Source organism: Pusillibacter faecalis, assembly GCF_018408705.1.
GTDB lineage: Bacteria > Bacillota > Clostridia > Oscillospirales > Oscillospiraceae > Oscillibacter > Oscillibacter faecalis.
Map to the genome: position 1 here is coordinate 336,551 of NZ_AP023420.1, position 25,207 is coordinate 361,757.

Annotated in this window: 30 protein-coding genes; 14 read left to right on the plus strand and 16 right to left on the minus strand. The window is 57.9% G+C overall.

Translation table 11 applies throughout. From position 1 onward, the window contains the following. The first annotated feature begins 126 nt into the window (after positions 1-126). From pyrB to KJS55_RS01725, 4 genes are all read left to right on the plus strand, one after another. Complete coding sequence (pyrB, locus tag KJS55_RS01710) at positions 127-1,050, plus strand: aspartate carbamoyltransferase (RefSeq protein ID WP_213542566.1); 924 nt, start codon at positions 127-129, stop codon at positions 1,048-1,050. 40 nt (positions 1,051-1,090) lie between these two features. Then, a complete protein-coding gene (locus KJS55_RS01715) occupies positions 1,091-1,516 on the plus strand; it encodes an aspartate carbamoyltransferase regulatory subunit (protein WP_187031206.1) in 426 nt (141 codons plus the stop codon). A 324-nt stretch (positions 1,517-1,840) separates the two neighbouring features. Further along, positions 1,841-2,113, plus strand: a complete 273-nt coding sequence (locus KJS55_RS01720) for a CD3324 family protein (RefSeq protein WP_187031204.1) — start codon at positions 1,841-1,843, stop codon at positions 2,111-2,113. A gap of 123 nt (positions 2,114-2,236) precedes the next feature. Beyond that, positions 2,237-2,635 carry an RNHCP domain-containing protein gene (locus KJS55_RS01725; RefSeq protein ID WP_187031202.1) on the plus strand — a complete coding sequence of 133 codons (399 nt, stop codon included), beginning with the start codon at positions 2,237-2,239 and terminating at the stop codon, positions 2,633-2,635. A 35-nt stretch (positions 2,636-2,670) separates the two neighbouring features. Here KJS55_RS01725 and KJS55_RS01730 read toward each other — a convergent pair whose 3' ends face one another. The 3 genes from KJS55_RS01730 to KJS55_RS01740 form a co-directional block, all read right to left on the minus strand. Continuing rightward, positions 2,671-3,540, minus strand: coding sequence for a radical SAM protein (locus KJS55_RS01730; RefSeq protein WP_187031200.1), 870 nt, complete (start codon positions 3,538-3,540; stop codon positions 2,671-2,673). Then, positions 3,537-4,811, minus strand: coding sequence for an aspartate aminotransferase type Ic (locus tag KJS55_RS01735; protein ID WP_213542567.1), 1,275 nt, complete (start codon positions 4,809-4,811; stop codon positions 3,537-3,539). The genes KJS55_RS01730 and KJS55_RS01735 overlap by 4 nt, the downstream gene beginning before the upstream one ends. 146 nt (positions 4,812-4,957) lie before the next feature. Further along, entirely contained in the window at positions 4,958-5,296 is a 339-nt protein-coding gene (locus KJS55_RS01740; RefSeq protein ID WP_187031196.1) for a hypothetical protein, read from the minus strand. 176 nt (positions 5,297-5,472) lie between these two features. Here KJS55_RS01740 and KJS55_RS01745 point away from each other — a divergent pair, with 176 nt between their 5' ends. Next, complete coding sequence (locus tag KJS55_RS01745) at positions 5,473-6,846, plus strand: MATE family efflux transporter (protein ID WP_213542568.1); 1,374 nt, start codon at positions 5,473-5,475, stop codon at positions 6,844-6,846. Between the two features lie 56 nt (positions 6,847-6,902). Here KJS55_RS01745 and KJS55_RS01750 read toward each other — a convergent pair whose 3' ends face one another. The 3 genes from KJS55_RS01750 to KJS55_RS01760 form a co-directional block, all read right to left on the minus strand. Next, positions 6,903-9,356 (minus strand): ATP-dependent Clp protease ATP-binding subunit, encoded by a 2,454-nt coding sequence (locus tag KJS55_RS01750; RefSeq protein ID WP_187031192.1) that lies wholly within the window; start codon positions 9,354-9,356, stop codon positions 6,903-6,905. Positions 9,357-9,386: 30 nt separating this feature from the next. Beyond that, the gene (locus KJS55_RS01755; protein ID WP_187031190.1) at positions 9,387-9,878 is read right to left on the minus strand and encodes a UvrB/UvrC motif-containing protein; all 492 of its coding nucleotides are present in this window, start codon (positions 9,876-9,878) and stop codon (positions 9,387-9,389) included. 122 nt (positions 9,879-10,000) lie between these two features. Continuing rightward, entirely contained in the window at positions 10,001-10,453 is a 453-nt protein-coding gene (locus KJS55_RS01760; RefSeq protein ID WP_213542569.1) for a CtsR family transcriptional regulator, read from the minus strand. A 281-nt stretch (positions 10,454-10,734) separates the two neighbouring features. Between KJS55_RS01760 and KJS55_RS01765 the strand changes: the two genes are divergently transcribed. The 3 genes from KJS55_RS01765 to rsmI all read left to right on the plus strand — a co-directional run bounded on the left by KJS55_RS01765 (position 10,735) and on the right by rsmI (position 12,599). Further along, complete coding sequence (locus KJS55_RS01765) at positions 10,735-10,908, plus strand: DUF362 domain-containing protein (protein WP_187031186.1); 174 nt, start codon at positions 10,735-10,737, stop codon at positions 10,906-10,908. Between the two features lie 126 nt (positions 10,909-11,034). After that, entirely contained in the window at positions 11,035-11,763 is a 729-nt protein-coding gene (locus KJS55_RS01770; protein ID WP_213542570.1) for a tRNA1(Val) (adenine(37)-N6)-methyltransferase, read from the plus strand. Beyond that, entirely contained in the window at positions 11,760-12,599 is an 840-nt protein-coding gene (gene rsmI / locus KJS55_RS01775) for a 16S rRNA (cytidine(1402)-2'-O)-methyltransferase (RefSeq protein WP_213542571.1), read from the plus strand. Before KJS55_RS01770 ends, rsmI begins: the two co-directional genes overlap by 4 nt. Positions 12,600-12,720: 121 nt before the next feature. Here rsmI and KJS55_RS01780 read toward each other — a convergent pair whose 3' ends face one another. Continuing rightward, the gene (locus tag KJS55_RS01780) at positions 12,721-12,963 is read right to left on the minus strand and encodes an AbrB/MazE/SpoVT family DNA-binding domain-containing protein (protein ID WP_187031179.1); all 243 of its coding nucleotides are present in this window, start codon (positions 12,961-12,963) and stop codon (positions 12,721-12,723) included. A 151-nt stretch (positions 12,964-13,114) separates the two neighbouring features. Here KJS55_RS01780 and KJS55_RS01785 point away from each other — a divergent pair, with 151 nt between their 5' ends. Together KJS55_RS01785 and KJS55_RS01790 are read left to right on the plus strand one after the other, a co-directional pair. After that, the gene (locus KJS55_RS01785; protein WP_228300431.1) at positions 13,115-13,693 is read left to right on the plus strand and encodes a spore maturation protein A; all 579 of its coding nucleotides are present in this window, start codon (positions 13,115-13,117) and stop codon (positions 13,691-13,693) included. Beyond that, a complete protein-coding gene (locus KJS55_RS01790; RefSeq protein WP_187031175.1) occupies positions 13,690-14,208 on the plus strand; it encodes a spore maturation protein in 519 nt (172 codons plus the stop codon). The genes KJS55_RS01785 and KJS55_RS01790 overlap by 4 nt, the downstream gene beginning before the upstream one ends. Positions 14,209-14,262: 54 nt before the next feature. Here the strand turns inward: KJS55_RS01790 and KJS55_RS01795 are convergent, their stop codons facing one another. The 5 genes from KJS55_RS01795 to KJS55_RS01815 form a co-directional block, all read right to left on the minus strand. After that, positions 14,263-14,625: a DUF4180 domain-containing protein gene (locus KJS55_RS01795; protein ID WP_187031173.1), complete on the minus strand. Its 363-nt coding sequence runs from the start codon at positions 14,623-14,625 to the stop codon at positions 14,263-14,265. A 130-nt stretch (positions 14,626-14,755) separates the two neighbouring features. After that, the gene (locus tag KJS55_RS01800) at positions 14,756-15,631 is read right to left on the minus strand and encodes a GerMN domain-containing protein (RefSeq protein WP_187031171.1); all 876 of its coding nucleotides are present in this window, start codon (positions 15,629-15,631) and stop codon (positions 14,756-14,758) included. Further along, the gene (locus tag KJS55_RS01805; RefSeq protein ID WP_228300557.1) at positions 15,628-16,977 is read right to left on the minus strand and encodes a sensor histidine kinase; all 1,350 of its coding nucleotides are present in this window, start codon (positions 16,975-16,977) and stop codon (positions 15,628-15,630) included. The genes KJS55_RS01800 and KJS55_RS01805 overlap by 4 nt, the downstream gene beginning before the upstream one ends. A 55-nt stretch (positions 16,978-17,032) precedes the next feature. Then, the gene (locus KJS55_RS01810; RefSeq protein ID WP_187031169.1) at positions 17,033-17,710 is read right to left on the minus strand and encodes a response regulator transcription factor; all 678 of its coding nucleotides are present in this window, start codon (positions 17,708-17,710) and stop codon (positions 17,033-17,035) included. Between the two features lie 5 nt (positions 17,711-17,715). Beyond that, positions 17,716-18,078, minus strand: a complete 363-nt coding sequence (locus tag KJS55_RS01815) for a ComEA family DNA-binding protein (RefSeq protein WP_213542572.1) — start codon at positions 18,076-18,078, stop codon at positions 17,716-17,718. A gap of 366 nt (positions 18,079-18,444) precedes the next feature. On the opposite strand from KJS55_RS01815, the gene KJS55_RS01820 reads away from it, so the two are divergent. After that, the gene (locus tag KJS55_RS01820) at positions 18,445-19,818 is read left to right on the plus strand and encodes a D-alanyl-D-alanine carboxypeptidase family protein (RefSeq protein ID WP_213542573.1); all 1,374 of its coding nucleotides are present in this window, start codon (positions 18,445-18,447) and stop codon (positions 19,816-19,818) included. 39 nt (positions 19,819-19,857) lie between these two features. On the opposite strand, the gene KJS55_RS01825 is transcribed toward KJS55_RS01820, so the two are convergent. The 4 genes from KJS55_RS01825 to KJS55_RS01840 all read right to left on the minus strand — a co-directional run bounded on the left by KJS55_RS01825 (position 19,858) and on the right by KJS55_RS01840 (position 22,390). Continuing rightward, positions 19,858-20,409, minus strand: coding sequence for a hypothetical protein (locus KJS55_RS01825; protein ID WP_213542574.1), 552 nt, complete (start codon positions 20,407-20,409; stop codon positions 19,858-19,860). Positions 20,410-20,420: 11 nt separating this feature from the next. Then, the gene (locus KJS55_RS01830) at positions 20,421-20,861 is read right to left on the minus strand and encodes a cell wall hydrolase (protein ID WP_187031163.1); all 441 of its coding nucleotides are present in this window, start codon (positions 20,859-20,861) and stop codon (positions 20,421-20,423) included. 134 nt (positions 20,862-20,995) lie between these two features. Then, entirely contained in the window at positions 20,996-22,126 is a 1,131-nt protein-coding gene (locus tag KJS55_RS01835; protein WP_187031161.1) for a glycosyltransferase, read from the minus strand. A gap of 9 nt (positions 22,127-22,135) precedes the next feature. Continuing rightward, positions 22,136-22,390: a TIGR03905 family TSCPD domain-containing protein gene (locus KJS55_RS01840; RefSeq protein ID WP_187031159.1), complete on the minus strand. Its 255-nt coding sequence runs from the start codon at positions 22,388-22,390 to the stop codon at positions 22,136-22,138. 180 nt (positions 22,391-22,570) lie between these two features. On the opposite strand from KJS55_RS01840, the gene KJS55_RS01845 reads away from it, so the two are divergent. The 3 genes from KJS55_RS01845 (at position 22,571) to KJS55_RS01855 (ending at position 25,180) form a co-directional block, all read left to right on the plus strand. Further along, positions 22,571-22,897, plus strand: coding sequence for a PadR family transcriptional regulator (locus KJS55_RS01845; protein ID WP_187031157.1), 327 nt, complete (start codon positions 22,571-22,573; stop codon positions 22,895-22,897). Continuing rightward, positions 22,894-24,300 carry a DUF2812 domain-containing protein gene (locus KJS55_RS01850; RefSeq protein WP_213542575.1) on the plus strand — a complete coding sequence of 469 codons (1,407 nt, stop codon included), beginning with the start codon at positions 22,894-22,896 and terminating at the stop codon, positions 24,298-24,300. The genes KJS55_RS01845 and KJS55_RS01850 overlap by 4 nt, the downstream gene beginning before the upstream one ends. A 109-nt stretch (positions 24,301-24,409) precedes the next feature. After that, the gene (locus KJS55_RS01855) at positions 24,410-25,180 is read left to right on the plus strand and encodes a helix-turn-helix domain-containing protein (protein WP_213542576.1); all 771 of its coding nucleotides are present in this window, start codon (positions 24,410-24,412) and stop codon (positions 25,178-25,180) included. Positions 25,181-25,207 lie beyond the last annotated feature (27 nt).

The window sequence follows — 25,207 nt, forward strand, 5'->3', positions numbered from 1 at the left end:
GTTGAAGAAGCGTCCCGCTCCTCTCGCGCTTTTGCCATTTCTTTGCCGGGTTTTAGCCCCTCTCTTGTTCTTTTCCGGCGTTCGCCGGGATTATCTACCTACGGCCATTTCAGAAGGAGGAACTTCATGCCCAGAAACATCATTGATGTCATCGACCTCTCTGTGGAGGAGATCGACGAGCTGATTGCCACTGCGGAGGACATTATCACCACCCCCGTCAAATATCAGGACATCTGCGCCCACAAACAACTGGCAACCCTGTTCTTTGAGCCCTCTACCCGCACCCGTCTCAGCTTTGAGTCCGCTATGCTTGCTCTCGGCGGCAGCGTGCTAGGCTTCTCCGAAGCCAATTCCAGCTCCACCGCCAAGGGTGAGACTGTGGGGGACACCGTCCACACCGTCAGCTGCTATGCCGACATCATCGCCATGCGCCATCCCAAGGAGGGCGCGCCTTATGCCGCCGCTCAGTTCAGTGAGGTGCCCATCATCAATGCAGGTGACGGTGGTCACAACCACCCCACCCAGACCCTGACAGACCTTTTGACCATCCACCGGGAGAAGGGGCGTCTGAATGGCTTTACCATTGGCTTTTGCGGCGATCTGAAATTCGGACGCACCGTCCACTCCCTGGTGAACGCCCTGAGCCGGTATGAGAACATCAACTATGTGCTCATCTCCCCCGCAGAGCTGAAGCTTCCCCGTTATGTGAAGGAGGAGGCCTTGAAAAAGCGCGGCATCCACTACACCCAGACCACGGACCTGGAGTCCGTCATCCCCCAGCTGGACATTCTCTACATGACCCGGGTGCAGAAGGAGCGGTTCTTCAACGAGGAGGATTACCTGCGCTTAAAGGACAGCTATATCCTCACCCCGGAGAAGCTGGTAAACGCCAAAGCGGACCTGTCCATTCTCCATCCCCTGCCCCGGGTGAACGAGATCTCCGTGATGGTGGACAAAGACCCCCGCGCCGCCTACTGGAAGCAGGTGAAAAACGGAAAGTTTATCCGCATGGCGCTGATTATGAAGCTGCTGGGACTGACGCCGTCCTGAGCATCCATCCGACCATCTTCAAAATTGCAGGAGGGCTTTTATGAATATTGACAGCATTCAAAACGGCGTGGTTCTGGACCACATTCAGGCCGGCAAGAGCATGGACATCTACCGGTATCTGCACCTGGATGAGCTGGACTGCTCTGTGGCCATCATCAAAAACGTCCGCAGCGGCCGCATGGGGAAGAAGGACATCATCAAGATTGACTCCCCCATGGAGGTGGACCTGGATGTACTGGGCTACATCGACTCCAATATCACCGTGAACGTCATCCGCAACGGTCAGCTGGTGGCGAAAAAGCATTTGCAGCTCCCCCAGAAGCTGGTGAACATCATCCATTGTAAAAATCCCCGGTGCATCACTGTGGCGGAGCCGCAGCTGGACGCCATCTTTTTACTCAGTGACGCGGACACCCACACCTACCGTTGTGCGTACTGCGAGACCGCAAAGGATAAAAAATTTTGAACTCCCCCGACATCCGGCGGGCCGCCCTTTCAGGCGGCCCGTTTTTGGTTGACAGCTTCCGGGCGGGATGCTATCATAAGGGTGATTTCCAAGTGAGGTGTGTGGATGTCGGTCCTGTAACAAGTGGAACTATGGCTAAAGGGAGGGGCGTGGGCCCCTCTTATGGTGTTGCATCCGCATCTCTGGAAATCCAATAAGAAGAGAGGAATCGTTTTTTGCATTGTAACAACTGTGCTTCGGTGCATAGCGCATAGCAGAGGCTATGGCGCCGAAGGGCATATAGCCTCTGCTCCATTCCAATTCATCAGATCTTGGAGGAGCACCATGCGCTATATGAAGGCGGCTGACGTCCTGCCGCCGGATCTGCTGAAGCAGATTCAAACCTATATTGACGGCGAATATCTATATATCCCCCGGCGCGCGGAGACGCGCAGCGCCTGGGGCGCAGCCAATGGCCGCAAGGCGGAAACCCTGGCCCGAAATTTGGAAATCTATCGGCGCTATCGGGAGGGGACGCCTGTTGCGCGGCTGGCTGAGGAGTACTTTCTGACGCCGAAAAGTGTCTCAAAGATCATCGCCCGTCTGAGAAACAACTAAATGGCAAGGCGCCGTGCGGAGTCCCGCGCGGCGCCAGTTTTCTTCTGAAGCGAGTGGGCGGTTGCCTTGCCGCCGTCTCTGTTGTATGCTGGATACAGCGGAGAGAAAAGGAGGAAATGAATCATGTCTCAGCGCATTCCGCAAAAGCCCAAACGCCGCCCGGCGGATTTCCGCAGTGACCCCTGCGGCGATGTCTTCACCTGCCGGTCCTGTGGCTGGCCTGTGGGCCCCGCCGACGCGGGGACCCGGCACCGCAACCACTGCCCCAACTGTCTCGCCAGCGTCCACCTGGACGACGAGCCGGGAGACCGCTCCGCCGAGTGCGGGGGACTCATGGAGCCGGTGGCGGTCTGGGTCCGCAAGGGCGGCGAGTGGGCCATCATCCATCGCTGCCGCGTCTGTGGTGTGCTACATTCTAACCGGGTGGCGGCGGACGACAACCCCTCGCTGCTGATGTCTCTGGCAGTGAAGCCCCTGGCCAGCCCCCCCTTCCCCCTGCACCGGCTAGAGAAGCTTATATAAAAAAACGCGGCCCGTACATGGACCGCGTTTTGCCGTTATACGCCGCGCCAGGCCTCCGGCCGCAGCTTGCTCATGTCTTGCTTGGCCCGCTGAATCTCCGCCAGCATGGCATCCTTATCCTGGTTCAGCGTTCCCTTCAAAAGCAGGTAGTTGGAGGCGTGGTTCATCCGGAACACGCTGCCTGGGCTGTCCAGGTTCTCCACCAGCAGCCGGGTTTCCTCCAGCACCTGGGCCTGGGTCAGCAGCTGGAAGGTTCCCGCGTGGACCCAGTCGTACAGAGGCGTCTCCTCCTCCACCACCAGCGTCAGCATCCCGATATACTCCGGGTTCATGGCGTTGAAAGCCTTGGCCGTCTCAATGGCGTGCTGCTCCAGCAGGGGTTGGCCGCCCAGGCCCGTGATGGCCGTGACGGAGAGGGCCATGCCGCAGCTGCGAACCTTCTGTCCCATGGCGATAATCTCCGCCGCCGGGTGGCCCTTGCGCATGAGCTTCAAAACCTCGTCGCTGCCAGACTCCAACCCCATATAGATCATCGTCAGGCCCTTGTCCCGGAGGGTCCTCAGCTCCTCCTCCGTCCGCAGGCGGATGCTGGAGGGCGAGCCGTAGGTGGTGACACGCTGGCACTCCGGAAACAGCTCCCGAATGGTGTCGAGAATCGTGTAGAGCTCCGACGCCTTGCGCACTAACGCATCCCCATCTGCCAAAAACACCCGCTCCACATGGCGGTAGGTCTGGCGGGCCAGCCGGAAGTCCTCCAAAATCTCGTCCATAGGCCGCAGTTTGAACCGCTTTTCCTTATACATGTCGCAGAAGGCGCAGGTATTGTGGCTGCACCCATAAGTCACCTGCACAATGAGGCTGTACGCCTCAGAGGGGGGACGGAATACTCTTCCAAAATATCTCATACTCCCAGCGCCTCCAACGCAGACAGCTTCAGGCAGGTACACAGCACCGCGATGGCCTGCTCCAACTCCTCAACTGGCGGCAGGGAGGGCGCAATACGGATGTTGCTGTCCTGCGGGTCCTTTCCATAGGGGAAAGTGGCTCCGGCGTCAGTCATGGTGACGCCAGCCTCCTTACACAGTGCCAAGGTCCGCTTTGCGGTGCCGGGCATGGCGTTCAGGGAGACGAAGTAACCACCCTTGGGCCGCTGCCAAGAGGCGATCTCCAGCGGGGCGATCTCCCGATCCAGTGCATCCACCACGCAGCGGAATTTCGGCCCCATGATGGCGGCGTGCTTCTTCATCAGCTCCAGGGTGTGGGCCTTATCCTTGAGATACAAGACGTGGCGCTGCTGGTTGACCTTGTCAAAGCTGATAACCTGGATGCTCAGAAGCTTCTCCATATAAGCCATATTTGCCTCGGAGCAAGCAAAGCAGGAGATACCGCCTCCCGGAAGCGTCACCTTGGAGGTAGAGGCGAACTCAAAGACCATATCGGGATTGCCCGCCTGCTCACACAAGGCGAGAATATCCGGAAACTTCACATAGTCCCCCTCAAACTCATGAATGCAGTAGGCGTTGTCCCACATGATGGTGAAGTCCGGCGCGGCAGGCTTTAGGGCCGCCATGCGGCGGATCACCTTGTCGGAGTAGATGATGCCGTCTGGGTTGGAGTACTTGGGCACGCACCAGATGCCCTTCACCGCGGAATCCTTCACCGCCTCCTCCACTGCGTCCATATCGGGTCCCTCGTCGGTCATGGGGATCGTGATGAGCTCAAAGCCAAAGGACTCCGTGACCTTGAAATGGCGATCATAGCCAGGAGCAGGGCAGAGCCATTTGATGTTCTCTTCCCTGCACCAGGGCCGGGGACTGTGGAGCAGGCCATGGGTGTAACCCTTGGAGATCGTATCGTACATTAGCTGCAGGCTGGCATTGCCGCCCACAAACACCTGCCATGGCCGACAGCCAAGAATCTCGGCAAAGAGCCGCTTGGCAGCGGGCAGGCCGCTGAGCTCGCCATAGTTGCGCACGTCGATGCCGTCGGACACATAGTCCTGCGGGTCCTGCATCAGCGAGAAGATATCGCTCACCAGGTCCAGCTGCTGCTTTCCTGGCTTTCCGCGTGCCATGTTCAGCTTCAGGCCCTTTGCCTTCCAAAGCTCAAATTCCTGCCGCACACGGGTGTACTCCGCTCCGCGCTCTTCCCTGGTCATGTTGGGGTAAGCGGTCATAGGGATCATCCTTTCCAGTATTGAATTTCATGGTATAGTATACCCTATTTCCCCATCCCCTTGCAAGGCCGGATTCTCTGTCAAAATCCACACAAAACGGCTCGCCCGCCGCCGGATTTTCCGGCAGCGGGCGGGTCGAGCAGCCTTCAGCAGCAGCCGCAGCCGATGCAGCTGTTGTCCGCGCAGGAGATGGTGGGCTCTCCGGCGGTCAGGTTCACGCCGTAGCGGATGGGAACAGATACACAGATCTGCTGGGTCATTGTGACCGTGCAGCAGCTCCCCGACGCGTCGGTGACGCAGGTAATACTGGGGCTTCCCTGGCACGCCACGGTCACAGTTCCGACGGAAGCGGTAGGAGTTAAAGCGAAAGGCGCGGCAATGTCCACGCACTGAGTACCGGTTTTGTTGCAGCCGCCCACAGGGCAGTTGTCCTCCGCCTGATAGGGCAGGATGGGCTCGTGTTCATAGGCTTCACTGATACGCAAAGCAATCCCTCGTTTCCTGGATATTGTACCCGGCTGGGTACGTTCCATTCTATGCCGTTGGGTGCCGGAGCGCTCCTCAAGCGCGGGGTGTTATTTTTGAAAAGAGGGGCTTCCCTTTTTCCGCGGATATGTTATAGTGATGCTAAGAATTCGTTAAAGGAAGAGAGGCGTCTCCTATGGAAGAAAAACAGGAGCAAAAGTTTCAGCAGATGACCGAGACGCCGGTGGGGCGGCTGATCTGCCACCTGGCCCTGCCCTGTATCATCAGCATGCTTGTAACCGCTTTCTATAATATGGCGGATACCTTTTTCGTAGGCATGCTTCAGAGCAACAGTGCCACCGCCGCCGTTGGCGTTGTCTTCTCCCTGATGGCTGTGCTGCAGGCCATCGGCTTCTTCTTCGGGCACGGCAGCGGTAACTTCATTTCCCGGGAGCTGGGCCGGCACCACTATGAGGAGGCCTCCAATATGGCCGCCACCGGTTTTTTTTCCGCACTGTTTTCCGGCCTAGTTCTGTGTATCCTGGGGCAGATCTTTCTGGAGCCCCTGGCCTATCTCCTGGGGTCTACGGACACTATTTTGCCTTACTCCACGGCCTACCTCCGGGTGATCCTCCTGGGCGCCCCCTGGATGACCGCCTCTCTGGTGCTCAATAACCAGCTGCGTTTCCAGGGAAGTGCCGTCTACGGTATGGTGGGCATCACCAGCGGTGCGGTGCTGAACATCGCCCTGGACCCCCTGCTGATCTTCGTCTTCGATATGGGGGTGGCCGGGGCGGCCTGGGCCACCATCTTCAGTCAATTTGTCAGCTTTTGCCTGCTGCTGGTGGGCTGCACCCGGGGCGGGAATCTCCAGATCCATGTCTCTCGGGTCCAGCTGAAATGGGACTATTTCTCCATGATTATCCGGGGCGGCCTCCCCTCCCTTGCGCGGCAGGGCCTTGCCTCCTTCGCCACCATCTGCCTGAACTGGGCCATCCGCCCCTATGGGGATGCCGCCATCGCCGCCATGGGCGTTGTCCAACGGATCGCCATGTTCGGCGGCTCTGCCATGATCGGCTTCGGACAGGGCTTCCAGCCTGTGTGCGGTTTCAACTACGGCGCGCAACTCTACAGCCGGGTGCGGGAGGGCTTCTGGTTTTGCGTGAAGAGCTCCACTGTTTTCCTGCTGGTGGTGAGCACCCTGGGCTTTGCCTTTGCCCCACAGCTGATTGCCCTGTTCCGGGATGACCCGGAGGTCGTCGCCATCGGTGCCGTGGCTCTGCGGTGCCAGTGCGTCACCTTCTGTGCCATGGGCTGGGTCACAATGAGCAACATGATGCTCCAAACCATCGGCCAGACCGTTCCAGCCACGTTTCTCGCCATGGCCAGGCAGGGGATCTTCTTCGTTCCGCTGGTCTGGATTCTCCCCTTATTCCTGGGTCTCACGGGCGTGCAGATCACGCAATCTGCCTCCGACCTGCTAACGCTGGCCTGCGCTATCCCGATCCAGCTTTCAGCCCTTCGTAAATTATCCCTCCCGGATCATACGCCCATCCAGAATGGCACCTGAAAAAACACCGCCGCAGCCTTTTGGGACTGCGGCGGTGTTCTCTTTGATTGGCTGGATCACTTGCTCACACAGAGCTTAGAATCCTCCACCGTGAGCTTCGCGGTGTCGCCTTCCCGTAGGGTGCCGTCCAGCATCTTCTCCGCCACGGCGTCCTCTACCTGGCTCTGGATGGCACGGCGCAGGGGTCTTGCGCCGTACTTGGGATCATAGCCCTCCTTGGCCAGTTCCACAATAGCCGCTTCGCTGGCATCCAAATGAATCCCCATAGACTCCATCCGAGCGGACACAGTCTTCAGCATCCGGCGGGCCACCTCTTGGATGTTCTCTTCCGTCAGGGAGCGGAATACGATGATGTCATCAATCCGGTTGAGGAACTCCGGCCGGAAAGTCTGGCGCAGCTCCGCCATCACGGTCTCCTTTGCCTGCTGGAAGCGCTTTTCCGCATCGGGGTCGCTACCCCGCTCCTCTGCCGAGAAGCCCAGACGCCCAGAGGCCGCGGTCAGACTCTTGGCACCGATGTTACTGGTCATTACGATCACCGTGTTCTTGAAGTCCACGGTGCGGCCCTGGGAGTCCGTGATCCGTCCATCATCCAGAATCTGGAGCAGCACGTTCCACACATCCTCGTGGGCCTTTTCAATCTCGTCAAAGAGTACCACGGAATAGGGCTTGCGGCGGACCTTCTCCGTCAGCTGGCCGCCCTCGTCGTGGCCCACATACCCCGGAGGGGAGCCAATCAGGCGGGACACCGTGTGCCGCTCCATGTACTCGGACATGTCGATGCGGATCATGGCGTTCTCATCACCAAACATGGCCTCCGCCAAGGATTTGCACAGCTCTGTCTTGCCAACACCGGTGGGGCCCAGGAAGAGAAAGCTGCCGATAGGGCGCTTGGGGTCCTTCAGGCCCACTCTGCCCCGGCGGATTGCCCGGGCCACAGCCTTCACAGCCTCGTCTTGTCCAACCACCCGCTCATGGAGCGTATCTTCCATTCGCAGCAGGCGCGCGCCCTCGTCCTCTGTCAGCCGGGTGACGGGAATGCCGGTCCAGCCGGCCACCACGGCCGCGATGTCGTCCGCGTTGACGGGCCGGTGCTGGGTGTGGTTCTGGCGGCGCTTATCCCGCTCTGCCTCCACCTGGTCGCGGTAGTTCTTTTCAATGTCCCGCAGCTGCGCAGCGGTCTCATAGTCCTGGTTTTCAATGGCGGCTTCCTTGTCCCGGGTCAAAACCGCCAGCTTCTCCTCTAGGCTCTTGACCTCCGGAGAGATCTCCTCCGCCTCCATCCGGACCCGGCTGGCCGCCTCATCCATCAGGTCGATGGCCTTATCCGGCAGGAAGCGGTCGTTAATATAGCGGGCAGAAAGGCTCACCGCCGCCTCCAGCGCCTCGTCGGTGATCTGGAGATTGTGGTGCTTCTCATACTTCTCCCGCAGGCCCTTCAGAATCTCCAAGGATGCCTCCTGGCTGGGCTCACCCACCTGCACCGGCTGGAACCGGCGCTCCAAGGCCGCATCCTTTTCAATATACTTGCGGTACTCGTTGAGCGTGGTGGCACCGATCACCTGAATCTCGCCCCGGCCCAGAGCCGGTTTGATGATATTGGCGGCGTCCACAGCGCCCTCGGCGCTGCCGGCGCCCACGATGGTGTGGAGCTCGTCAATAAAGAGGATGACATTGCCAGCCTTTTTGACCTCCTCCATCACCTTTTTGATCCGCTCCTCAAACTCACCCCGGTACTTGGTGCCGGCCACCATGCCGCTGAGGTCGAGAGACAAAATTCGTTTATCCAGCAAGTCGTCCGGCACATCACCCATGACAATCTTCCGGGCCAGCCCTTCGGCAATGGCAGTCTTGCCAACGCCTGGCTCACCAATCAGGCAGGGATTGTTCTTAGTGCGGCGGGAGAGAATCTGGATCACACGCCGGATCTCATCATCCCGGCCGATCACCGGGTCCAGCCTGCCAGAGCGGGCATCAGCCGTCAGGTCTCTGGTAAACTCCTTCAGGGTCTTGGTTTTTCCGCCATCCTCCCGCGCGGCGGCGGCACGGTTTTCTGCTGCGCGGCTCTTGGGCGTTTCGCCAAGCTTCTGCATGAGTGCTGTGTAGAGGTGTTTGGCATCGACGCCGGCAACCCTCAGCATTCGGACGGCCATGTTGTTGCCCTCCCGCAGAAGACCTGCCAGCAGGTGCTCGGTACCGATATAATTATAGCCGCCCCGTACAGAGTCCTCCATGGCAATCTCCACCACCCGGCGGGCTCGGGGAGTCAACCCCTGGGCAGGGTTGCTGCCGGGCAGCCCCACGCCCACGCTCTTTTTGATGATCTCCACCAGCATATCGTCGGTGAGTCCAGCCTCGGCCAGCACCGTGTGGGCAAGGCCGTCGCTCTCCCGCATCAGGCCCAGCAGCAGGTGCTCGGTTCCCACATATCCGTGGCCCAGCTCCCCGGCCGCTTCCTGGCTCAACCGCAAGGCCTCCTCCGCTCTGGGACTGAATTTATTCTCATTCATGTGTCTTTACCTTCCTTTCCTCAGGGAGTATTACTCGCCGCTCTTTTGTTCTTTGTGGTCCGCCTCTAGCTTGTGGATCTGATCCCGCAGCTCCGCAGCCCGCTCGAAATTCTCCTGATGAACCGCCTTCTTCATCTCCACTTTCAGTGCGTTGAGCTGGCGCAAGTAGGAGAAGCGGCTCTGCTCCTCTTTCTCCACCAGGTCCTCCTCTTTTTTCGTCTCCTGCTGCCGAGCAGGCGCGGCGCTCAGCGCCGGCATGTCAGCGAAGAAGTCGTCAAAGGGGTCTTCCAGCATCCTGCCCATCAGGCTGGGAGAAAAGAAGTCGTTAAAGAAGCTGCTCCCAAACAGGCTGCCTCTGCCGAAGAAGTTCTGCATCATCCTCTGGCTGTGGGCGTTGATCCGCTGGGTGTAGCCCAGCTTCTCCGCGCACTCGCTGCAAAGATGCTTTTCTTCCACATGACCGTTGATATTACTCTGGTAAACAAAGGTCACTTCATTCTTGCCACAATTTTCGCATTTCATAAGTCATATCTCCTTCATATAAGCGTATTGTTAATCACCATGTGATAGGTTCCACCGGAATCTTCGTCCCTGCCGGGCACTCCGGCGGTCGGTTCTTCTCCTCAAGAGGAAGTCTGCCCCTTTTATACCTGAAGAATCAGAACCTGCTTCATAATATCCGCCCGGACCTGATTGCGGCTCTCTCGCGGCACAGCCCCCAGAGCTTTATCGCCCAGGGCCGCCAGCAACGCCTGCCCGATCTCCTCCGCCAGCGCCCCGGACTGCACCAGGTTGCTGAGGATCGCTCTGGCAGACGGCAGATCCACCTGAGCACCCAAGGAGTTGATGACATGCATCATCAGCGTCTGCCGGTCTACCCGTACCCGTGTGATACGGATATATCCGTTTCCGCCCCGGCGGCTTTCCACGATATAGCCCCGCTCCGGTGAAAACCGTGTGGACATTACATAATTGATCTGGCTGGGTACGCAGTTAAAGCGTTGGGCCAAATCATTGCGCTGAACCTCCAGCACACCATTCTCGGCTTCCTCCAGACTCTGCTGCAGGAAACTGGCAATCAAATCTGTAATCCCCACTTGATGTCCATCCCCTTCCGTTTAATCAAATTTGACTTTGACTTTCTTTGATCTTTATTCTGGTGTCAGTATACCACGTTTCCCGCAAATGTCAAGATTTTATTTTTGACTTTCTTTGACCAATTTGAAAATATTTTATGAACAGTTAGTCTTTACAAACCTTATGTTTGACCGTTTCCTGCAATTTTTGTGAAAAATTATTGTTAACTTCTTCACGGCCCTCTTGCTTTTTTAAAATTGTATGCTACAATAGGGGTACAATTTTTATGGAGGTGCTTCCCATGGCCTACAAAATCACGTCTGCCTGCGTGAGCTGCGGCACTTGCGCGGACGCTTGCCCCGCTGGTGCTATCAGCCAGGGTGATGACCAGTACGTCATCGACGCCGGCGCTTGCCTGGACTGCGGTTCTTGCAGCGACGCCTGCCCCACCGGCGCCATCGTCCCCGAGGGCTGAGATCCTAAACGGGATACATAAAAACACCGCGAGCCCTGTGCTTGCGGTGTTTTTATCTGTTTTTCAGGTCCTTGCACTCCGACTTTCTTTTTAGTATAATACCTATAACCATTCGGGAGGTGCTCTGTGGAACATTGGGAAGTCCTTGCCCCTGGCGGCTACCGCTTTGTCTATGACGACGCGCTCTTCCGTCCCAGTACAGACACCTTTCTCCTCGCCTCCCTGCCCCGTCTGAAACCGGGACTGCGGGTATGTGACCTGGGCTGCGGCACTGGCCTGCTTAGCCTGTTGCTTTTACAGCGCCAGCCGGCGCTTTTCGTCACCGGAATTGATCGCTTACCGGCAGCAACTGAACTCGCCCGGAAGGCCGCCGAGATCAACGGCTTGGCAGAGCGCCTGACGATTTGCTCTGGAGACCTGCGGGACCCGCTCCTCCCTGCTGGCGGCTTCGATCTCGCGGTTTGCAATCCGCCCTATTACCCGGTTGGAAGCGGAGGACTCCCCGCCGGCTGTGCTCTGCGTTCCGCCAGGTCCGAGGCCACCTGCTCTCTGCCGGAGCTCTGCCAAGCGGCAGCCAGAGCTTTGCGATGGGGAGGCAGCTTCTGCCTGGTCCACAAGCCGGAACGTCTAGCCGATCTATGCTGTGCCCTGCGGGAGACAGGTCTGGAACCCAAGCGGCTTCGCCTGGTCTGCAAAAACGCCGCCAGCGCCCCCTCCCTGATTTTGCTGGAAGCCCGGCGCGGCGGACGGCCGGGGCTGGCTATAGAGCCCGCCCTATTGCTGCAAACCTCAGACGGCACTCCTACAGCAGAGGTAAACGCCATCTATTTCAGACAACAGGAGGATTTATCATGAGGGGTACGCTCTATCTGGTCGCCACCCCCATCGGCAACCTGGGGGACTTCTCCCCCAGGGCGGTGGAGACACTGCGGACCGTGGACTTCCTTGCCGCCGAGGATACCCGGGTCTCGCTGAAGCTTTGCAATCACTTTGAGATCAAAAAATCCCTGGTCAGCTATCACGAGCACAACCATGTCACGGCGGGAGCTTCCATTTTGCAGCGGCTCCTGGCCGGGGAGTCCTGTGCTTTGGTAACGGATGCCGGCACCCCCGCCATTTCCGACCCGGGGGAGGATTTGGTGCGCCTGTGTGCGGAGCAGCAGGTTCCAGTGGTCTCTATCCCCGGCTGCTGCGCTGGCATCAGTGCCCTGGCAGTCAGCGGCCTGCCTACCGGCCGCTTCGTGTTCGAGGGCTTTCTCCCCGTCAACCGGAGGAACCGCCGGGAGCGGCTGGAAGCCTTGCGGCGGGAAGAGCGCACCATACTCTTTCACGAGGCTCCCCACAAGCTCCTCTCCACGCTGGAGGACCTCTCCGCCGCCTTCGGCCCGGACCGCCGTATCGCCCTGTGTCGGGAGCTGACCAAGCTCCACGAGGAGGTCCGCCGCACTACCCTGGCAGAGGCTGCCGCTTTCTATCGGGATAACACCCCAAAAGGAGAGTTCGTCCTGGTAGTGGCAGGCGCGGAGGCTGAACTTCGAGCCGCTGTTCCACTGGATGAGGCCGTTGCACAGGTGCATGCTTTGAAATCCCAGGGCATGCGTTTGAAGGACGCAGTCCGAGAGGTGGCGGAGCTCACGGGGCTTTCCAAAAACGATCTTTATGCCGCTGCCCTGGATGCGCCGGTTTCATAAATCGCACGCCCCCGGCCTCCATGACATGAGCCTCTTTCCGTGCCGCTGAAATCCGCAGCGTCCCTGTATACCTTCCAATCATTCAAGCGCCTCCGCAGTACCTGCGGAGGCGTGTTATCGTTTATAGGCCCTTCAGCTCTTTTAGACATTTTGGACAGACATTTTTCCCTTTAAACTCTGTCACATCTTTAACAGCGTCGCAGAAGATACAGCTTGGCTTATATTTTTTTAGAATGACGGACGAGCCCTCCACATAGATTTCCAGTGCATCCTTTTCTGCTATATCCAAGGTCCGGCGCATCTCGATGGGCAGTACAATCCGGCCCAATTCGTCAACCTTCCTCACGATCCCTGTTGATTTCACAGTATGACTCCTTCTCTCATTTAAATTGATACGTTATGATAAACAGACAATAGCATATTTCGTTGCCTCTTGTCAATTTTTGTCCAAAAATTTAAGATTTAATTCATAATCCCAACAAAAATTTAAATGAAAGGGGAAAGAGGCTATGGCAATGGCGTGGGTATGGACCGGGATGGTCCTGCTGTCTCTAATCTTCGGCATCGCCACCGGAAATCTGGATGAAGTTGCAAATGCCGCTCTGGAAGGCGCTGGTTCCGCCGTGGAGCTGAGCATCTCCATGGCGGGCATTCTGTGTCTTTGGAGCGGGGTGATGGAAATCATGAACGCCTGCGGGCTGTCCGCCGGACTGGCGCGAGCTTTCCGGCCCATTTTGCGCCGCCTGCTGCCAGAAGCCAGTCGGGATGAGGAGACATTAGCCGCAGTTTCAGCCAACGTTTCAGCCAATCTTCTGGGCCTGGGTAACGCCGCCACACCGCTTGGAATCCGGGCGGCCCGTCGTATGGCCCGAAGCTGTGACGGCGTTGCAAGCAATGAGCTCTGCCTGTTGGTGGTGTTAAACACAGCCTCTATCCAGCTTCTGCCGACCACCATCGCCTCCCTCCGGGCAGCTGCAGGCTCTCAGACTCCATTTGACATCCTGCCGGCAGTGTGGCTCAGTTCCGCCATGTCTGTGGCCGCAGGACTGGCTGCGGCATGGCTCCTCTCCCGGCGTAAAAGGAGACGGCTATGAACGTCAGTTCTCTGGTGATTCCGCTTCTCCTCTCGGCTGTGGCGGTATATGGTATGGGGCGGAAGGTGGATGTTTACAGCGCTCTGACCCACGGCGCCGAGGAGGGGCTGACCGTTCTTCTGCGTATCATTCCGGCGCTGGTGGGACTGCTGACTGCTGTGAGCATGTTCCGCGCCTCCGGAGCCATGGAATTTCTCTCCAGCCTATGCGCGCCAGTACTGGATCTTCTGGGCATTCCGCCTGAGACGACCCCGTTGATGCTCATCCGGCCTGTATCAGGCAGCGGCGCGCTGGCAGTAGCCAGCGATCTGCTGACCACGCACGGGCCTGACAGCTATGTGGGCCGGGTTGCCGCTGTTATGTTGGGCAGTACGGAAACCACCTTTTATACCATTGCCGTCTACTTCGGCTCTGCCGGTATTTATAAGACTCGGCACACAGTTCCTGCCGCGCTGGTGGCTGATCTGACTGGTTTTTTCGCCGCAGCCCTGTCCGTCCGGATTTTCTTTGGGTAGACCCAAATCCGCTGTCACATCGGTACAGAGCTCTGGTGCGCCGGCTGGAAATGCTTATGAAGCTGCCCGGAGTTTTTGTATGGCCTCTTCCCTGGTTGCAACAAAGAAAAACTGCCCTCCCCGGTTGGATTCAAAAATAAAGTCCCTCAAAGGCTTGCTGGTATAGCGGGAATAGTCTCCATAAACAGCGGCTTTAATCTGGTAGTTCGTAAACTTCTGCAGGATTTCTCCCGCAAGCCCCGTGCTGAGTATAAAAAAGTGTTCGCTGACTGTCTCTTTTGCAAGCACGATCTTGGTTGCCCCGGTTTTATATTTGACGGTAATTGCCATTTCCAGCGCGGATTGTGCGTCCTTCACAAGCACTTCTCCGCCGGAAATCACCGCAATGCCGGTCCCTTTGATCACTTCAATCTTCATGACATCCTCCTAACATAGATATTCCCAATCTGTTCTGCAATAAAATATTACTCTGCCGGTTTTGGGTCTCTCCCATTCATATGGTCAAACGGCATAACCGCTGGCGGTTATGCCGTTTGCTCTCAGATTCTCACTTCTCCGGTACCTCCAAAGCAACAGGCCCGTAGCAGGACGCATATTCTCCGTCCACCAGAAATCTCGTCTCGCTGACGTTCTCCAGCGCACACAGCGACCTGGTCAATGCCTCCAGCGCCATGTCCAGCGCCGCGTCTTCCGGCAAATCTCCCAGCAAGCCAGAGGATAGATTGACATAGCAAATGTCTTCCTCCAGCCAAACACTTCTGGGACGGAACCCCTCGGGAAACGCAGGCGCCAAATCACTGTCCAGGGGACCATTTTCCAGCGCCCGCGCCACGGCACTCACCTGTGTGTCCCCCTCATAGAGCTCCAACGTCCGCTCCTCCGGCTGCAAGACTCCCGACTCATCCGGAAAATAGAGCGTTACCTCCGCTGTGCCAACCACGTCTCCCTCCGGGGCTACCAGCACATCCCTGGCCGTGAACACCTGCTTGCTGCGATAGGCCAGCTCCTGTCCGCGGACTGTAATCTGTACCGACAGGATATCCGGCAGCTGGGTGAGCGTCAGCGTGATCGCCTGATCCGCTAACGTCAGCTCCACTCCGGAGAGCATGCCATAAGCGGAGGACAAGTCTACAACCGCCCGGCTCCCCTTCAGCTCCAGGGACAGCAGGGAGGTGCCTGCCGGAATCGCATTTTTCAGCGTCTCGTCCGTCGGCCCCGCCAGCAGCGCCTCCAGAAGGGCACGGGCCGGAGCCTCCGTCGGCTCCAGCTGTACGCTCTCTGTCCGAAGGGCTCCTTCACCCGCAGCGGAACGCAGGTCTCGTTCTTGAAAATACAAAACATACCCGTCTGACGGTTCCGCCCCGCCGCTGCAGCCGGAGAGAAGCAGCAAAACACACAGCAGCGCCGCGATTCGCTTTCTCATGCCTCCCCCTCCTCCGCGCTCCAGCGAACGGTGAACACCGCTCCGCCGCCAGGCCGGTTGGCGGCCTCCACTGTGCCGCCCTGGCGGCGCACGGTATCGCTGACGATGGAAAGTCCCAGGCCCGTGCCTCCGGCCGCCCGGGAGCGCGCCTTGTCCACCCGGTAGAACCGCTCGAAAATCCGCGGAAGGTCCTCCTCCGGAATCCCCGGTCCCCGATCCGCGACAGTTAGAACCACTTGCCCTCCGCACTTGCGAAGCGACACCTGGACGGCAGCTCCGGCAGAATATTTCAGAGCGTTGTCCGTCAGGTTATAAATCACCTGATACAGTTCGTCCCGGGTACTTCGGACAGCGCATCCCTCCGCAGCCTCGTAGGTCAGGTCTACGCCCTTTTCCTGCGCCACCAGGCTCATCATCCGCATCACCTGCTCCAATACCGGCAGGACATCCTCTACGGCCGCCTGCTCCAAAATTCCGCTGTCCAGCCGGGTCAGGCGCAGCAGGTCCTCGGTAATGCGGGTCAGTCGCTCCGCCTCAGACCCAATATCTGCAACAAACTCCCGGGTGGTCTCCCGGTCAATGTTTTCGGTTTGCAGAATAGAATCCGTCAGTAGGCGAATGGCCGCCAGGGGCGTTTTCAACTCATGGGAGGCGTCGGATACAAAACGCCTGCGGGCATTTTCCGTCACCTGGAGACGGTCGGTCAGGCTGTTGAACTCCTCCCCCAGCTGGGCAATCTCGTCGCCGCCGCGAATCTCCGTGCGGTGGCTGTAAGCTCCCTCCCGCACCTGGCGGATGGCTGTCAGCAGCTGGCCCAGCTTTTTGGTCAGGGCACGGGAGATGATGCCGCTGAGCACCAGCGCCACCACCCCCACCACCGCCGACAGCCGCAGCAGGTTCTCCTGAAGGCCCTCCAGCAGCGCCGCCTGCTCTGTGTCGTACTCATAGGCGTACACCGCGCCAATGATCTGGTTTTGGTACAGCACCGGAGAGGAGGCCCGACTGCGGAAGGCCCCTCCCTCATAGGTACAGGAAAACGCGTCGTTGCCCAGCAATGCCTGGACAATCTCTGTGTAAAGAACATATTGTCCCACCGCACCGCCGGTCTCTCGCGTGTCATAGAGGACTAGACCGGCTCCGTCCGTTACTAGGATACGGCTCAGCCCGGTCTCTTCCACCACCGCGATGGCTGCCGCCACATTCTCCTCCGTCAACCGGTCCAGGCCTGAGAGGGAGTACCCCATCACAGAGACGCTGCTTTGCAGCGACACCTCCTTGGAGTAGAATACCAGGTCCTGGGACACCAGCAGAGGATAGGTATTCAGCAGCACCAGCACCGCCGCCATCAAAACGATGTAGCTCAGGCCGAACTTAACTCCCAGGCTGTTCCATACCCTCTGCCTATCCTTTGAAATAATACCCCACCCCCCATTTGGTCATGATGTGTTCCGGCTCTGCCGGGTCCTGCTCCAGCTTTTCCCGCAGGCGGCGGATATGGACATCCACCGTTCGGTAATCCCCGGCATAGGTATAGCCCCACACCACGTTCATCAGATTCTCCCGACTGTAGACCCGCCGGGGATTGCGCATCAAGAGTTCAATAAGATCGTATTCCTTGGCGGTCAGGTCCACAGTCTTCCCGCCCCGGATGGCAACCCGTTCCTCCGTGTTCAAGGACAGGTCCCCAGCTGTCAGTACGCTTCCCTGCTGGCGCTGAACCCCGGCTGCCCGCCGCAGTAGTGCCCGCACCCGCGCCTTGAGCTCCAGGATGTTAAAGGGCTTGGTCAGGTAGTCGTCCGCCCCGCACTCAAATCCCATCAGCTTGTCCGCGTCCTCGCTCTTTGCCGTCAGCATAATGATGGGCACGTTGGAGAACTCCCGAATCCGCATGCAGGCCTCCAGTCCGTCCACCTCCGGCATCATCACATCCAAAATTAAAAGGTCAAACCGGTTATTTCGGGCCAGCTCTACAGCGGCGGCGCCGTCATAGGCGCACTCCACCTCATAGCCCTCGTTTTCCAAATTGAACTTGATTCCCTTCACCAGGGTCTTTTCATCATCTACTACCAGAATCTTCATCAGTCTTACTCCCCGTTTACCGTAACGCGGCCCTCCAGGGCCGCGAGCTTTGCCTCGCCAATGCCGGAGACCTCCATCAGCTCCTCTACCGCGGCAAAGGGGCCGTGGGTCTCGCGGTATTCCAGAATCCTCCTAGACAGCTCCTCCCCGATTCCCGGCAGCGCCATCAGTTCCTCCGCTGTTGCGGTGTTCAAATCCAACGGGCGCACATCCGGCATGAACGCCTCCTGCGCCGCCGCCAGATCTGTTTCCACACCGCCATCTTCCATCTCTCTCCGGTCATGCTGGGAAAGCGCCAAAAGCCCACAGAGAAAGATCCCTGTCAGACCCAGTAAACACCATTCCGTTTTCGTCACTTTTCCAAACATGCTCCCTGTTGAACTCCTGTCTTTTTTTTGATATACTACAGGTCGGAGATCCACGATTTTTGTCGGAGACTTCCGGTTACTCCTGGCTCGGCGTCGCCAGGGATGCCATCGGTGACCTGTTGAAGTGATCTGCGCCCTTCAAAGGGGTTCCAGTCACCTTTTATGATATTAATGGCTTTGGGCACTCTACCCATACATGACTGCGGGGCAGGCTGCGTTCTTTGCGCGGCCCTCCGGTCAAGAGAAAGAGCTTTTACGCCTTTGAAATTGCGGCAGGCTCTGCTGTGTCTGGACCGACGGCTGAAGCTGCCGCCCTTTAGAAAATGCCGCTACGGATGATTATAACATAAATCGCAGGAGTTGAGTATGAAAATCAAACGCTTTTTGTCGCTTTTTTTTGCCGTGATGATCAGCTTGCATCTGGCACCCCTGGCTGCCGCAGATGCGGATTCCCCTGTCCTGCCGGAGGACCCCAATATCCTGGCCAAGGCCGCGCTGCTGGTGGATGCCAACACCGGCCTCCCCATCTATGCCAAAAATGAGCATGAAGAGCTCTATCCCGCCAGTTTGACTAAAATTATGACCGCATTGCTGGTGTTTGAGGCGATAGAGGACGGAAAACTCTCTATGGACCAGATGCTCACTGCCTCCAGCAGCGCCCTGATGGGGCTGGCTGACGATGGCAGTACGGCCGGCATCCAAGTTGGCGAAACCATGTCTGTGCAGAATCTGCTGTACTGTATGCTGGTGGTCTCTGCCAATGAGGCGTGCAACATCCTGGCCGAGGCTGTCAGCGGTTCGGTTAGCGCCTTTGTGGATGCCATGAATGCCAAGGCGAAGGAGCTGGGCTGTGAGAATACACACTTTGTCAACCCCAACGGTCTCCACGACCCTCAGCACTATACCTCTGCCTGGGACCTGTATCTAATCACCGCTGCAGCCATGCAGTATGACGGATTTATGACCATCTGCGACACCGCCCATGTGGTAATTCCCGCCACGAATATGAGCGAGGAGCGGGATTACTGGACCACGAACCATCTGCTCTCCACATGGCGGGTCATCGGTTATCGAGACACCCGCGCCCACGGCATCAAGACCGGCTCCACAGACGACGCTGGCCACTGTCTGGTCTCCTCCGCCATGCACGGAAGCCTCCATTTCATCAGTGTGATCTTAGGCGCAGAGCGGGTGGAGGAACATGGCGTAGGCAATATCCGCAGTTTTTCCGAGACCTCCCGGATGTTTGACTATGGGTTTGACAATTTCTCTTATCAGACCGCGATTTTGGAGTCCGAGGAGATTCAGGAGGTCCCCGTGGAGCTCTCGGAGATGGATCATGTGACCGTCCACCCCGCTCAGGACACCGAGGTGCTCATGCCCAAGACCCTCTCTCCGGAGGACTTGGAGCGGAGCGTGGAGCTGCAGGAGGTGGTGGAGGCGCCGGTAGCAGCCGGACAAAAACTGGGAACTCTCACCCTCAGCTATGACGGGATCACCTATGCCACTGTGGATCTGTTGGCCAGCTTTGATGTGGAGGCCAGCCGGATTCAAACGCTTCTTCGGGATATCCAGGACTTTTTCAGCAAACCGGTTGTGCGGATTGTGGGAGTTGTGCTCCTTCTCCTGCTGATCTTCCTGGTGGTGTGGAAGCTCTTCCTTGGGCGCCGGCGCTACCGTTATGGCCGTAGCGTTGGCCGTCGGAACCGAAGCTCCTACCGGGGCCGCCGCAGGCATTGATTCTTAGCAAAAAAACGGGAGGCTAAAAGCCTCCCGTTTTTACCATTGATTTTGTCCCTGCTGGCTAAGCAGCTGGTTGCATAGCTCCCGCCGCCGGATATCATAAAACTCCATGTACTTTAGGGAGTAAATATCACACACAATGTAGCGGTCTCGCGGTTCCTGGTAAATCGTCACATAGTCATTGCCCACGTCGTACAGAATGCCTTCCCAGGAGACGGTATTTTGAACACCGATCAAAAATGTAGCCACAATGTAGTTCCCCTTATTGCGGATCAGCATGGCCTTTAGAGAGCCGATATATGCCTCGTTTACGGTGGTGGGGCTGGTGATTACCTCACTGGGCACATTGTTTTGCATTTCCAGTCCATTGATCGAGGTCATCTGCCCGTTTCGGCTGACAAAGGCTCCTCCCTGCTGCGGTCCCATGGGTGGGGCATCCTGCAGACCCGCCCATGCTTCGTTCCACGTTGTATCTGGCATAGGTGCCGCCGGCCCGATCTCTCCGGCCCAGCGTTCCCGAACCGCCTGTGCGCTCTCACCGGGGCCGGCCGGTGCCGGTGTCCCGATGTTATTCCGAATATTTGCCATAATGACACCTCTCAAGTTTTGTAATAAGCATCTGTGGGGTTATAGAAGCAATGGTCGCCGATCCGGGTCTGCCAGTACCCCACGTCTGATGGAAACCTGGAGCGGCAGGTGGGGCCGAAGGGGTTGTAGAACCACAGCGAATCCGCCACCTCTGGTATCCGGTTTCCCGCGATCGCCCAGTCGGCAATGTCATAGTGAATCTGTTCGGGCCGCATATTGTAGATATTTTGAGGATTATATACGCCATTTTCCGTCTCACTGGCGCACACAAATTGATAGGGCTGAAAGATGATGTTGCGGATGCTTCCCTGACCCACCCGGGCGTACTCGCCGCCCGTGGCGTTGACCCGGTTCATGACAACCCCCGCCACCGCCTTCATCCCAATCTCTCCCTCGCCGCCCGCCTCACATTGGATCAGACGGGCCAGCAATTCTCGGTCGGAATAAGCCATGTTGGGTTCCCTCCTCGTTGCCGGCGGCCCGCCGGCAGGTGGATTCATCTCATACTATGCAAACACCCCGCCGCCGGTGTCTCCGGCAGCGGGGCTGCTCATATGAATATGGTTTTTAGCGCCGGAACGCTTCATTACCCTCTCTGCTCCCGGATCGCCATGCGGAACATCTCCTCCGTCTGCTGAATGGAGTGCTCCAACGTATACTGCTTGGCGTGCTCGGCGTAGCGCAGTTCCATCTCCCGGCGCTCCTCCGGATGCTCCAGCCACCAGTCAATCCGCTCCGCCAGAACATCCGTATCCCCGGCCGGGAACAGGCTCCGTTCATCCAGGGCAAACTGCGGGGTGGCAGACCGGGGAGAATCCGCGATCACAGGCACCAGGCCGCAGGCAAATGCCTCCATACAGCTCATGGCTTCGATTTCCGCGTCGGAGGTGTGAACGTATAGATCCGCCATGTGCAGAATTTCCAAAAGACGTGCGGGCTCGTAAAAACTCATGACGATTGGATTGGGCAGCTTCTCCGCCAGACGGCGGTATTTTTTCTCCAGCGGTCCCCTGCCAGCCAAGATCACCTGAATCTCTTTGGCGTGGCGGCACTTCGTGCAGGCTGCAATCAGCTCGTCCTGCCGCTTCTCGCCGGCATAGCGTCCCACCATCAGCACATTGAAAAATCCCTGCATCCAAGTCTCCTTTGGCTGCTTTCCATAGAAATACTCAGGACTGATGCCATTGGAGATCACATGGAGCTGTGCAGTATAACCATGCTGGCGGAGCTGCTCCGCAATCATATTGCTGGGGCAGTGGATGTGGGTAAAGCGGTTGAAAAAGCTGTCCCGGAAGCGGTTGTATACAAAGTCATTCGCTCGCTGGCTGTTGCCCAGGTGCAGGGTAAAGGTAATGTTCTCCGGCTGGCAGTGAAAGGCTGCCGTGTGGGGGATTCCAAGCTTTTCCACATGCTTGAGTCCCATGACAGCCAGGGGAGAGGGCATCATGAAATGCACCACATCCGCCCAGGCCGCCGCCTTTTCAAACACATGCCGGTTCGGAATCGCCAGCCGCATCCCCTGGCTGGTGATCAAATGCTCCACAATGGGGAAAAAGCGCATCTGCCTCACGGCATACTTATAGTCCGCCGGCTTACCGGTGGCAATCACCCGCACCTCGTTGCCGTGGTCTCTCAAGGCCTGGGCAAATCTGCGGGCGCTGATGGTCGTTCCATTGTTAGCATCGTCAAACTGATCGATGACCAATACGATCTTCATGCTGTCTCCTTACTGCTTGTGCATGGCGCTCTCCAGATTTCTAGCCAGCTGATCCGGGCAGGAGGTGTCCTTAAAGCCGCACCGAATGCCCTTGAGCCGCTGGATGGCCTCCTCCGCAGGCATGCCCCGCACCAGGGCCGCGATGCCTTGCAGATTGCCGCTGCAGCCGCCGACAACTTCCAGTTTCTGAATCATTCCCTGATCGTCCACCTCGACCCGCATGGCCTGGGCGCAGACGCCTCTGGGGTGAAATGTATATGTCATAGTGTCTCCCTCTTTCCAATAGAATACACGGCTTGATGTTACCACAGCCCGGATCAAAAAGCAAGCGCTTCAGTGGGGAATCCTGCCGCAGATCCCCAGAAAAGCACTTGACATGCTCGATATTCGATATTATACTGCAATTAGAATATCGATATTCGATGATTTGAGAGGAGGACCGGTGTGGCACGAGAAAAATTTCAGACGCTGACGGAACAGATGTTTTATATTCTCCTCTGTCTACGGCAGGAACAGTGCGGCGCGGATATCATGGCCCAGGTGTCTGCGCTGACTCGGGAGCGAGTCACGGTGGGTCCCGGAACACTCTATAACCTGCTGGAGAGCTTTTTACAGGCAGGAATGATCCGGGAGACCCGTGTGGAAGGCCGTCGGCGCAGCTATCTGATCACGCAAAGTGGCGAACAGGCTTTAAAAGAAGAATACCGCCGCCTGCTGGCTTTGGCAGCGGACTATGAGCGTTGTACGCAGCAAGGAGGGAATCAGCCATGAGGAATACCAAACGGGAACTGCCCCTGTTTTCCATGTATGACCACACCGGTATGGAACGGCACTTGGAGGAGATGGCCGTCCAAGGCTGGATGCTGGAAAAAACCACCGGTTTCGGCTGGGTCTACCGGCGGTGCGAGGCACGGCGCGTCCGCTATGCCGTCACCTATTTCCCGAAGGCCTCTGCCTATGAACCGGGTCCCAGTGAGGACAAGCAGATTTTTCAGGACTATTGTGCTCAAGCCGGATGGGAGCTAGTGTCTGACGCCGCCCAAATGCAGATCTTCCGCACGGAGGCGGAGAATCCCCTGCCTATAGAGACAGACGCGGCGATCCAGGTGGACAATATCCACCGGGCTATGAAACGCAGCTTCCTTCCCTCCCACTTCGCTCTGATGGCGGTGTCGCTGCTGTGGGCCGGGCTGCTGGGCTGGCGGCTTATAACAGACCCCATTGGACTTTTGAGCAGCAACTCCAATCTGTTTACTGCTTTTTGCTGGACAATTGTACTGGCGCTGAGCCTGTTAGAGGTGGGCGGCTACTTTCTCTGGCACCGCAGGGCCAAAGCCGCCGCGATGCGGGACGGCAGCTTTACCCCCACCCGCAGCCACCGGCGCCTGCAGGCGGTGATGCTGGTGGTAGTGCTCATGGCCCTGGTCGTCTGGCTGCTGGCCTCGGCGCTGGATTCCGGGCGGACGCTGGCACTTGCCCTGGCAGGCCTCCTTCATGTGATGATCCTTGTGGCCCTCGTCAACCTGCTCACCCGTTTTTTAAAGCGGAGGAAGGTATCTGCCCGGACCAACCGCACCGTCACACTGGTCTCTGCCGTGGTGCTCTCTAGCCTCTCCCTGGTGCTAATGGGCTATGGCATCTTCCGCATGATCGACCACGGCTGGTTCGGTGAGCACCAGGGTGCGGATACGTATACCTTCCATGGGTTGACCTGGGACGTTTACCGCGACCCTCTCCCCCTAACAGTGGAGGACCTGATAGACATAGACGCATCTGATTCCTACTCCTATGAGTGGCGAGATGATTCCTCTGTTTTGCTGGCCAATCTGGAGGCCACTCAGCATGCTCGGCTGGACGTCCCGGAACCAATACCGGAGCTGGACTACCAGATCATTCTCGTCAAGCTCCCTCTCTTTTACAGCCTGTGCAGAGACAGTTTCCTCTCCCGGGCCGCCCGGCACAATGACCAGATGCCCCCGGAGTACTGGGATGAATACCGCTTAACGGACTTCCCTGCCTGGGACGCTCAGTCGGTCTATCAGCTCTACCGGGCCGGAGAACCCTGCGACCGATATCTGGTCTGCTGGCCGGACCGCATCCTGCAGATCGACTTCAACTGGACGCCCACTGCCAAGCAGGCGGCTCTCGCGGCGGAAAAGCTTCGAGCTATCTGACCTGCCGCGCACCTGCAACCCCAGGTTGACAATTTGCCCGCTCTGTGGTATGGAATATCCCACTCTCTTCTGGTAGCATGGGCCTATCCAATTCTCAGGAGGAATGCACATGACTTTGGGTGATAAGATCTATCAGCTCAGAAAAGAACGGGGACTCTCCCAGGAGGCCCTGGCAGAGCAGCTGGGCGCCACGCGGCAGGCAGTCAGCAAGTGGGAGACCAATCAGGGCTTTCCGGAGACGGAGAAGCTATTGCGCCTGTCCAGTATTTTGGGGGTATCCACGGATTTTCTTTTAAAGGATGAGCAGACGGCCAGATCAGCCGAAGCCGGCTACTATGTGAGCCGGGAGATGGCGGCGGGTTTTCTCGCCAACACCCGGCAGGTATGCCGGTATCTTGGCGCTGGCTTTTTCTGCTGGGCCATAACGGGTGTGCCCTATGTCCTGCTGCGAGATATCCCGGAACTGCGGCTGTTTGGCATGGCTTTTTTCGTGGTGTTAGGCGTTATTCTGGTGGTGCTGGCCATGTTCACGGAGCAGGAGTCCTATCGGGTTTTGAAGAGGGAGCCATTATTGTTCGACTATGCGTATCTCCGGGAGCTGACAGAGGAATACCGTGTCCGAAAGCGAAAATACACCGTCATCGCTGTGCCCTCTACCATCTTGTTCGTATTGGGCGTCCTGGCTCTGGCGTACACAGCCCGTGGCGTCGTTCCCTGGAGCGCCCTCCACGTGCTGATCTTTCTCGGATGGGCAGCGGGCCTTCTGGGGTTTGTCTATGCTCTCGGCATGATGGAGTCGTATGAGCTTCTAGTGCACAATGACCAGTATGCCTCTCGTACGCTGTTCCGGCTCCGGCGCAGACTCCGGCAAAAGCTATAACCCTCAGATGTACATGAAGGCCCCACG

Coding starts and splice junctions, on each gene's coding strand:
- rsmI (WP_213542571.1), top strand. CDS start 11,760: ATGAGGGGTACGCTCTATCTGGTCGCCACCCCCATCGGCAACCTGGGG.
- KJS55_RS01855 (WP_213542576.1), top strand. CDS start 24,410: ATGACTTTGGGTGATAAGATCTATCAGCTCAGAAAAGAACGGGGACTC.
- KJS55_RS01835 (WP_187031161.1), bottom strand. CDS start 22,126: ATGAAGATCGTATTGGTCATCGATCAGTTTGACGATGCTAACAATGGA.
- KJS55_RS01840 (WP_187031159.1), bottom strand. CDS start 22,390: ATGACATATACATTTCACCCCAGAGGCGTCTGCGCCCAGGCCATGCGG.
- KJS55_RS01815 (WP_213542572.1), bottom strand. CDS start 18,078: ATGTTTGGAAAAGTGACGAAAACGGAATGGTGTTTACTGGGTCTGACA.
- KJS55_RS01725 (WP_187031202.1), top strand. CDS start 2,237: ATGTCTCAGCGCATTCCGCAAAAGCCCAAACGCCGCCCGGCGGATTTC.
- pyrB (WP_213542566.1), top strand. CDS start 127: ATGCCCAGAAACATCATTGATGTCATCGACCTCTCTGTGGAGGAGATC.
- KJS55_RS01720 (WP_187031204.1), top strand. CDS start 1,841: ATGCGCTATATGAAGGCGGCTGACGTCCTGCCGCCGGATCTGCTGAAG.
- KJS55_RS01785 (WP_228300431.1), top strand. CDS start 13,115: ATGGCGTGGGTATGGACCGGGATGGTCCTGCTGTCTCTAATCTTCGGC.
- KJS55_RS01750 (WP_187031192.1), bottom strand. CDS start 9,356: ATGAATGAGAATAAATTCAGTCCCAGAGCGGAGGAGGCCTTGCGGTTG.
- KJS55_RS01795 (WP_187031173.1), bottom strand. CDS start 14,625: ATGAAGATTGAAGTGATCAAAGGGACCGGCATTGCGGTGATTTCCGGC.
- KJS55_RS01810 (WP_187031169.1), bottom strand. CDS start 17,710: ATGAAGATTCTGGTAGTAGATGATGAAAAGACCCTGGTGAAGGGAATC.
- KJS55_RS01755 (WP_187031190.1), bottom strand. CDS start 9,878: ATGAAATGCGAAAATTGTGGCAAGAATGAAGTGACCTTTGTTTACCAG.
- KJS55_RS01825 (WP_213542574.1), bottom strand. CDS start 20,409: ATGGCAAATATTCGGAATAACATCGGGACACCGGCACCGGCCGGCCCC.
- KJS55_RS01765 (WP_187031186.1), top strand. CDS start 10,735: ATGGCCTACAAAATCACGTCTGCCTGCGTGAGCTGCGGCACTTGCGCG.
- KJS55_RS01820 (WP_213542573.1), top strand. CDS start 18,445: ATGAAAATCAAACGCTTTTTGTCGCTTTTTTTTGCCGTGATGATCAGC.
- KJS55_RS01805 (WP_228300557.1), bottom strand. CDS start 16,977: ATGGCGGCGGTGCTGGTGCTGCTGAATACCTATCCTCTGCTGGTGTCC.
- KJS55_RS01790 (WP_187031175.1), top strand. CDS start 13,690: ATGAACGTCAGTTCTCTGGTGATTCCGCTTCTCCTCTCGGCTGTGGCG.
- KJS55_RS01735 (WP_213542567.1), bottom strand. CDS start 4,811: ATGACCGCTTACCCCAACATGACCAGGGAAGAGCGCGGAGCGGAGTAC.
- KJS55_RS01715 (WP_187031206.1), top strand. CDS start 1,091: ATGAATATTGACAGCATTCAAAACGGCGTGGTTCTGGACCACATTCAG.
- KJS55_RS01830 (WP_187031163.1), bottom strand. CDS start 20,861: ATGGCTTATTCCGACCGAGAATTGCTGGCCCGTCTGATCCAATGTGAG.
- KJS55_RS01730 (WP_187031200.1), bottom strand. CDS start 3,540: ATGAGATATTTTGGAAGAGTATTCCGTCCCCCCTCTGAGGCGTACAGC.
- KJS55_RS01850 (WP_213542575.1), top strand. CDS start 22,894: ATGAGGAATACCAAACGGGAACTGCCCCTGTTTTCCATGTATGACCAC.
- KJS55_RS01745 (WP_213542568.1), top strand. CDS start 5,473: ATGGAAGAAAAACAGGAGCAAAAGTTTCAGCAGATGACCGAGACGCCG.
- KJS55_RS01800 (WP_187031171.1), bottom strand. CDS start 15,631: ATGAGAAAGCGAATCGCGGCGCTGCTGTGTGTTTTGCTGCTTCTCTCC.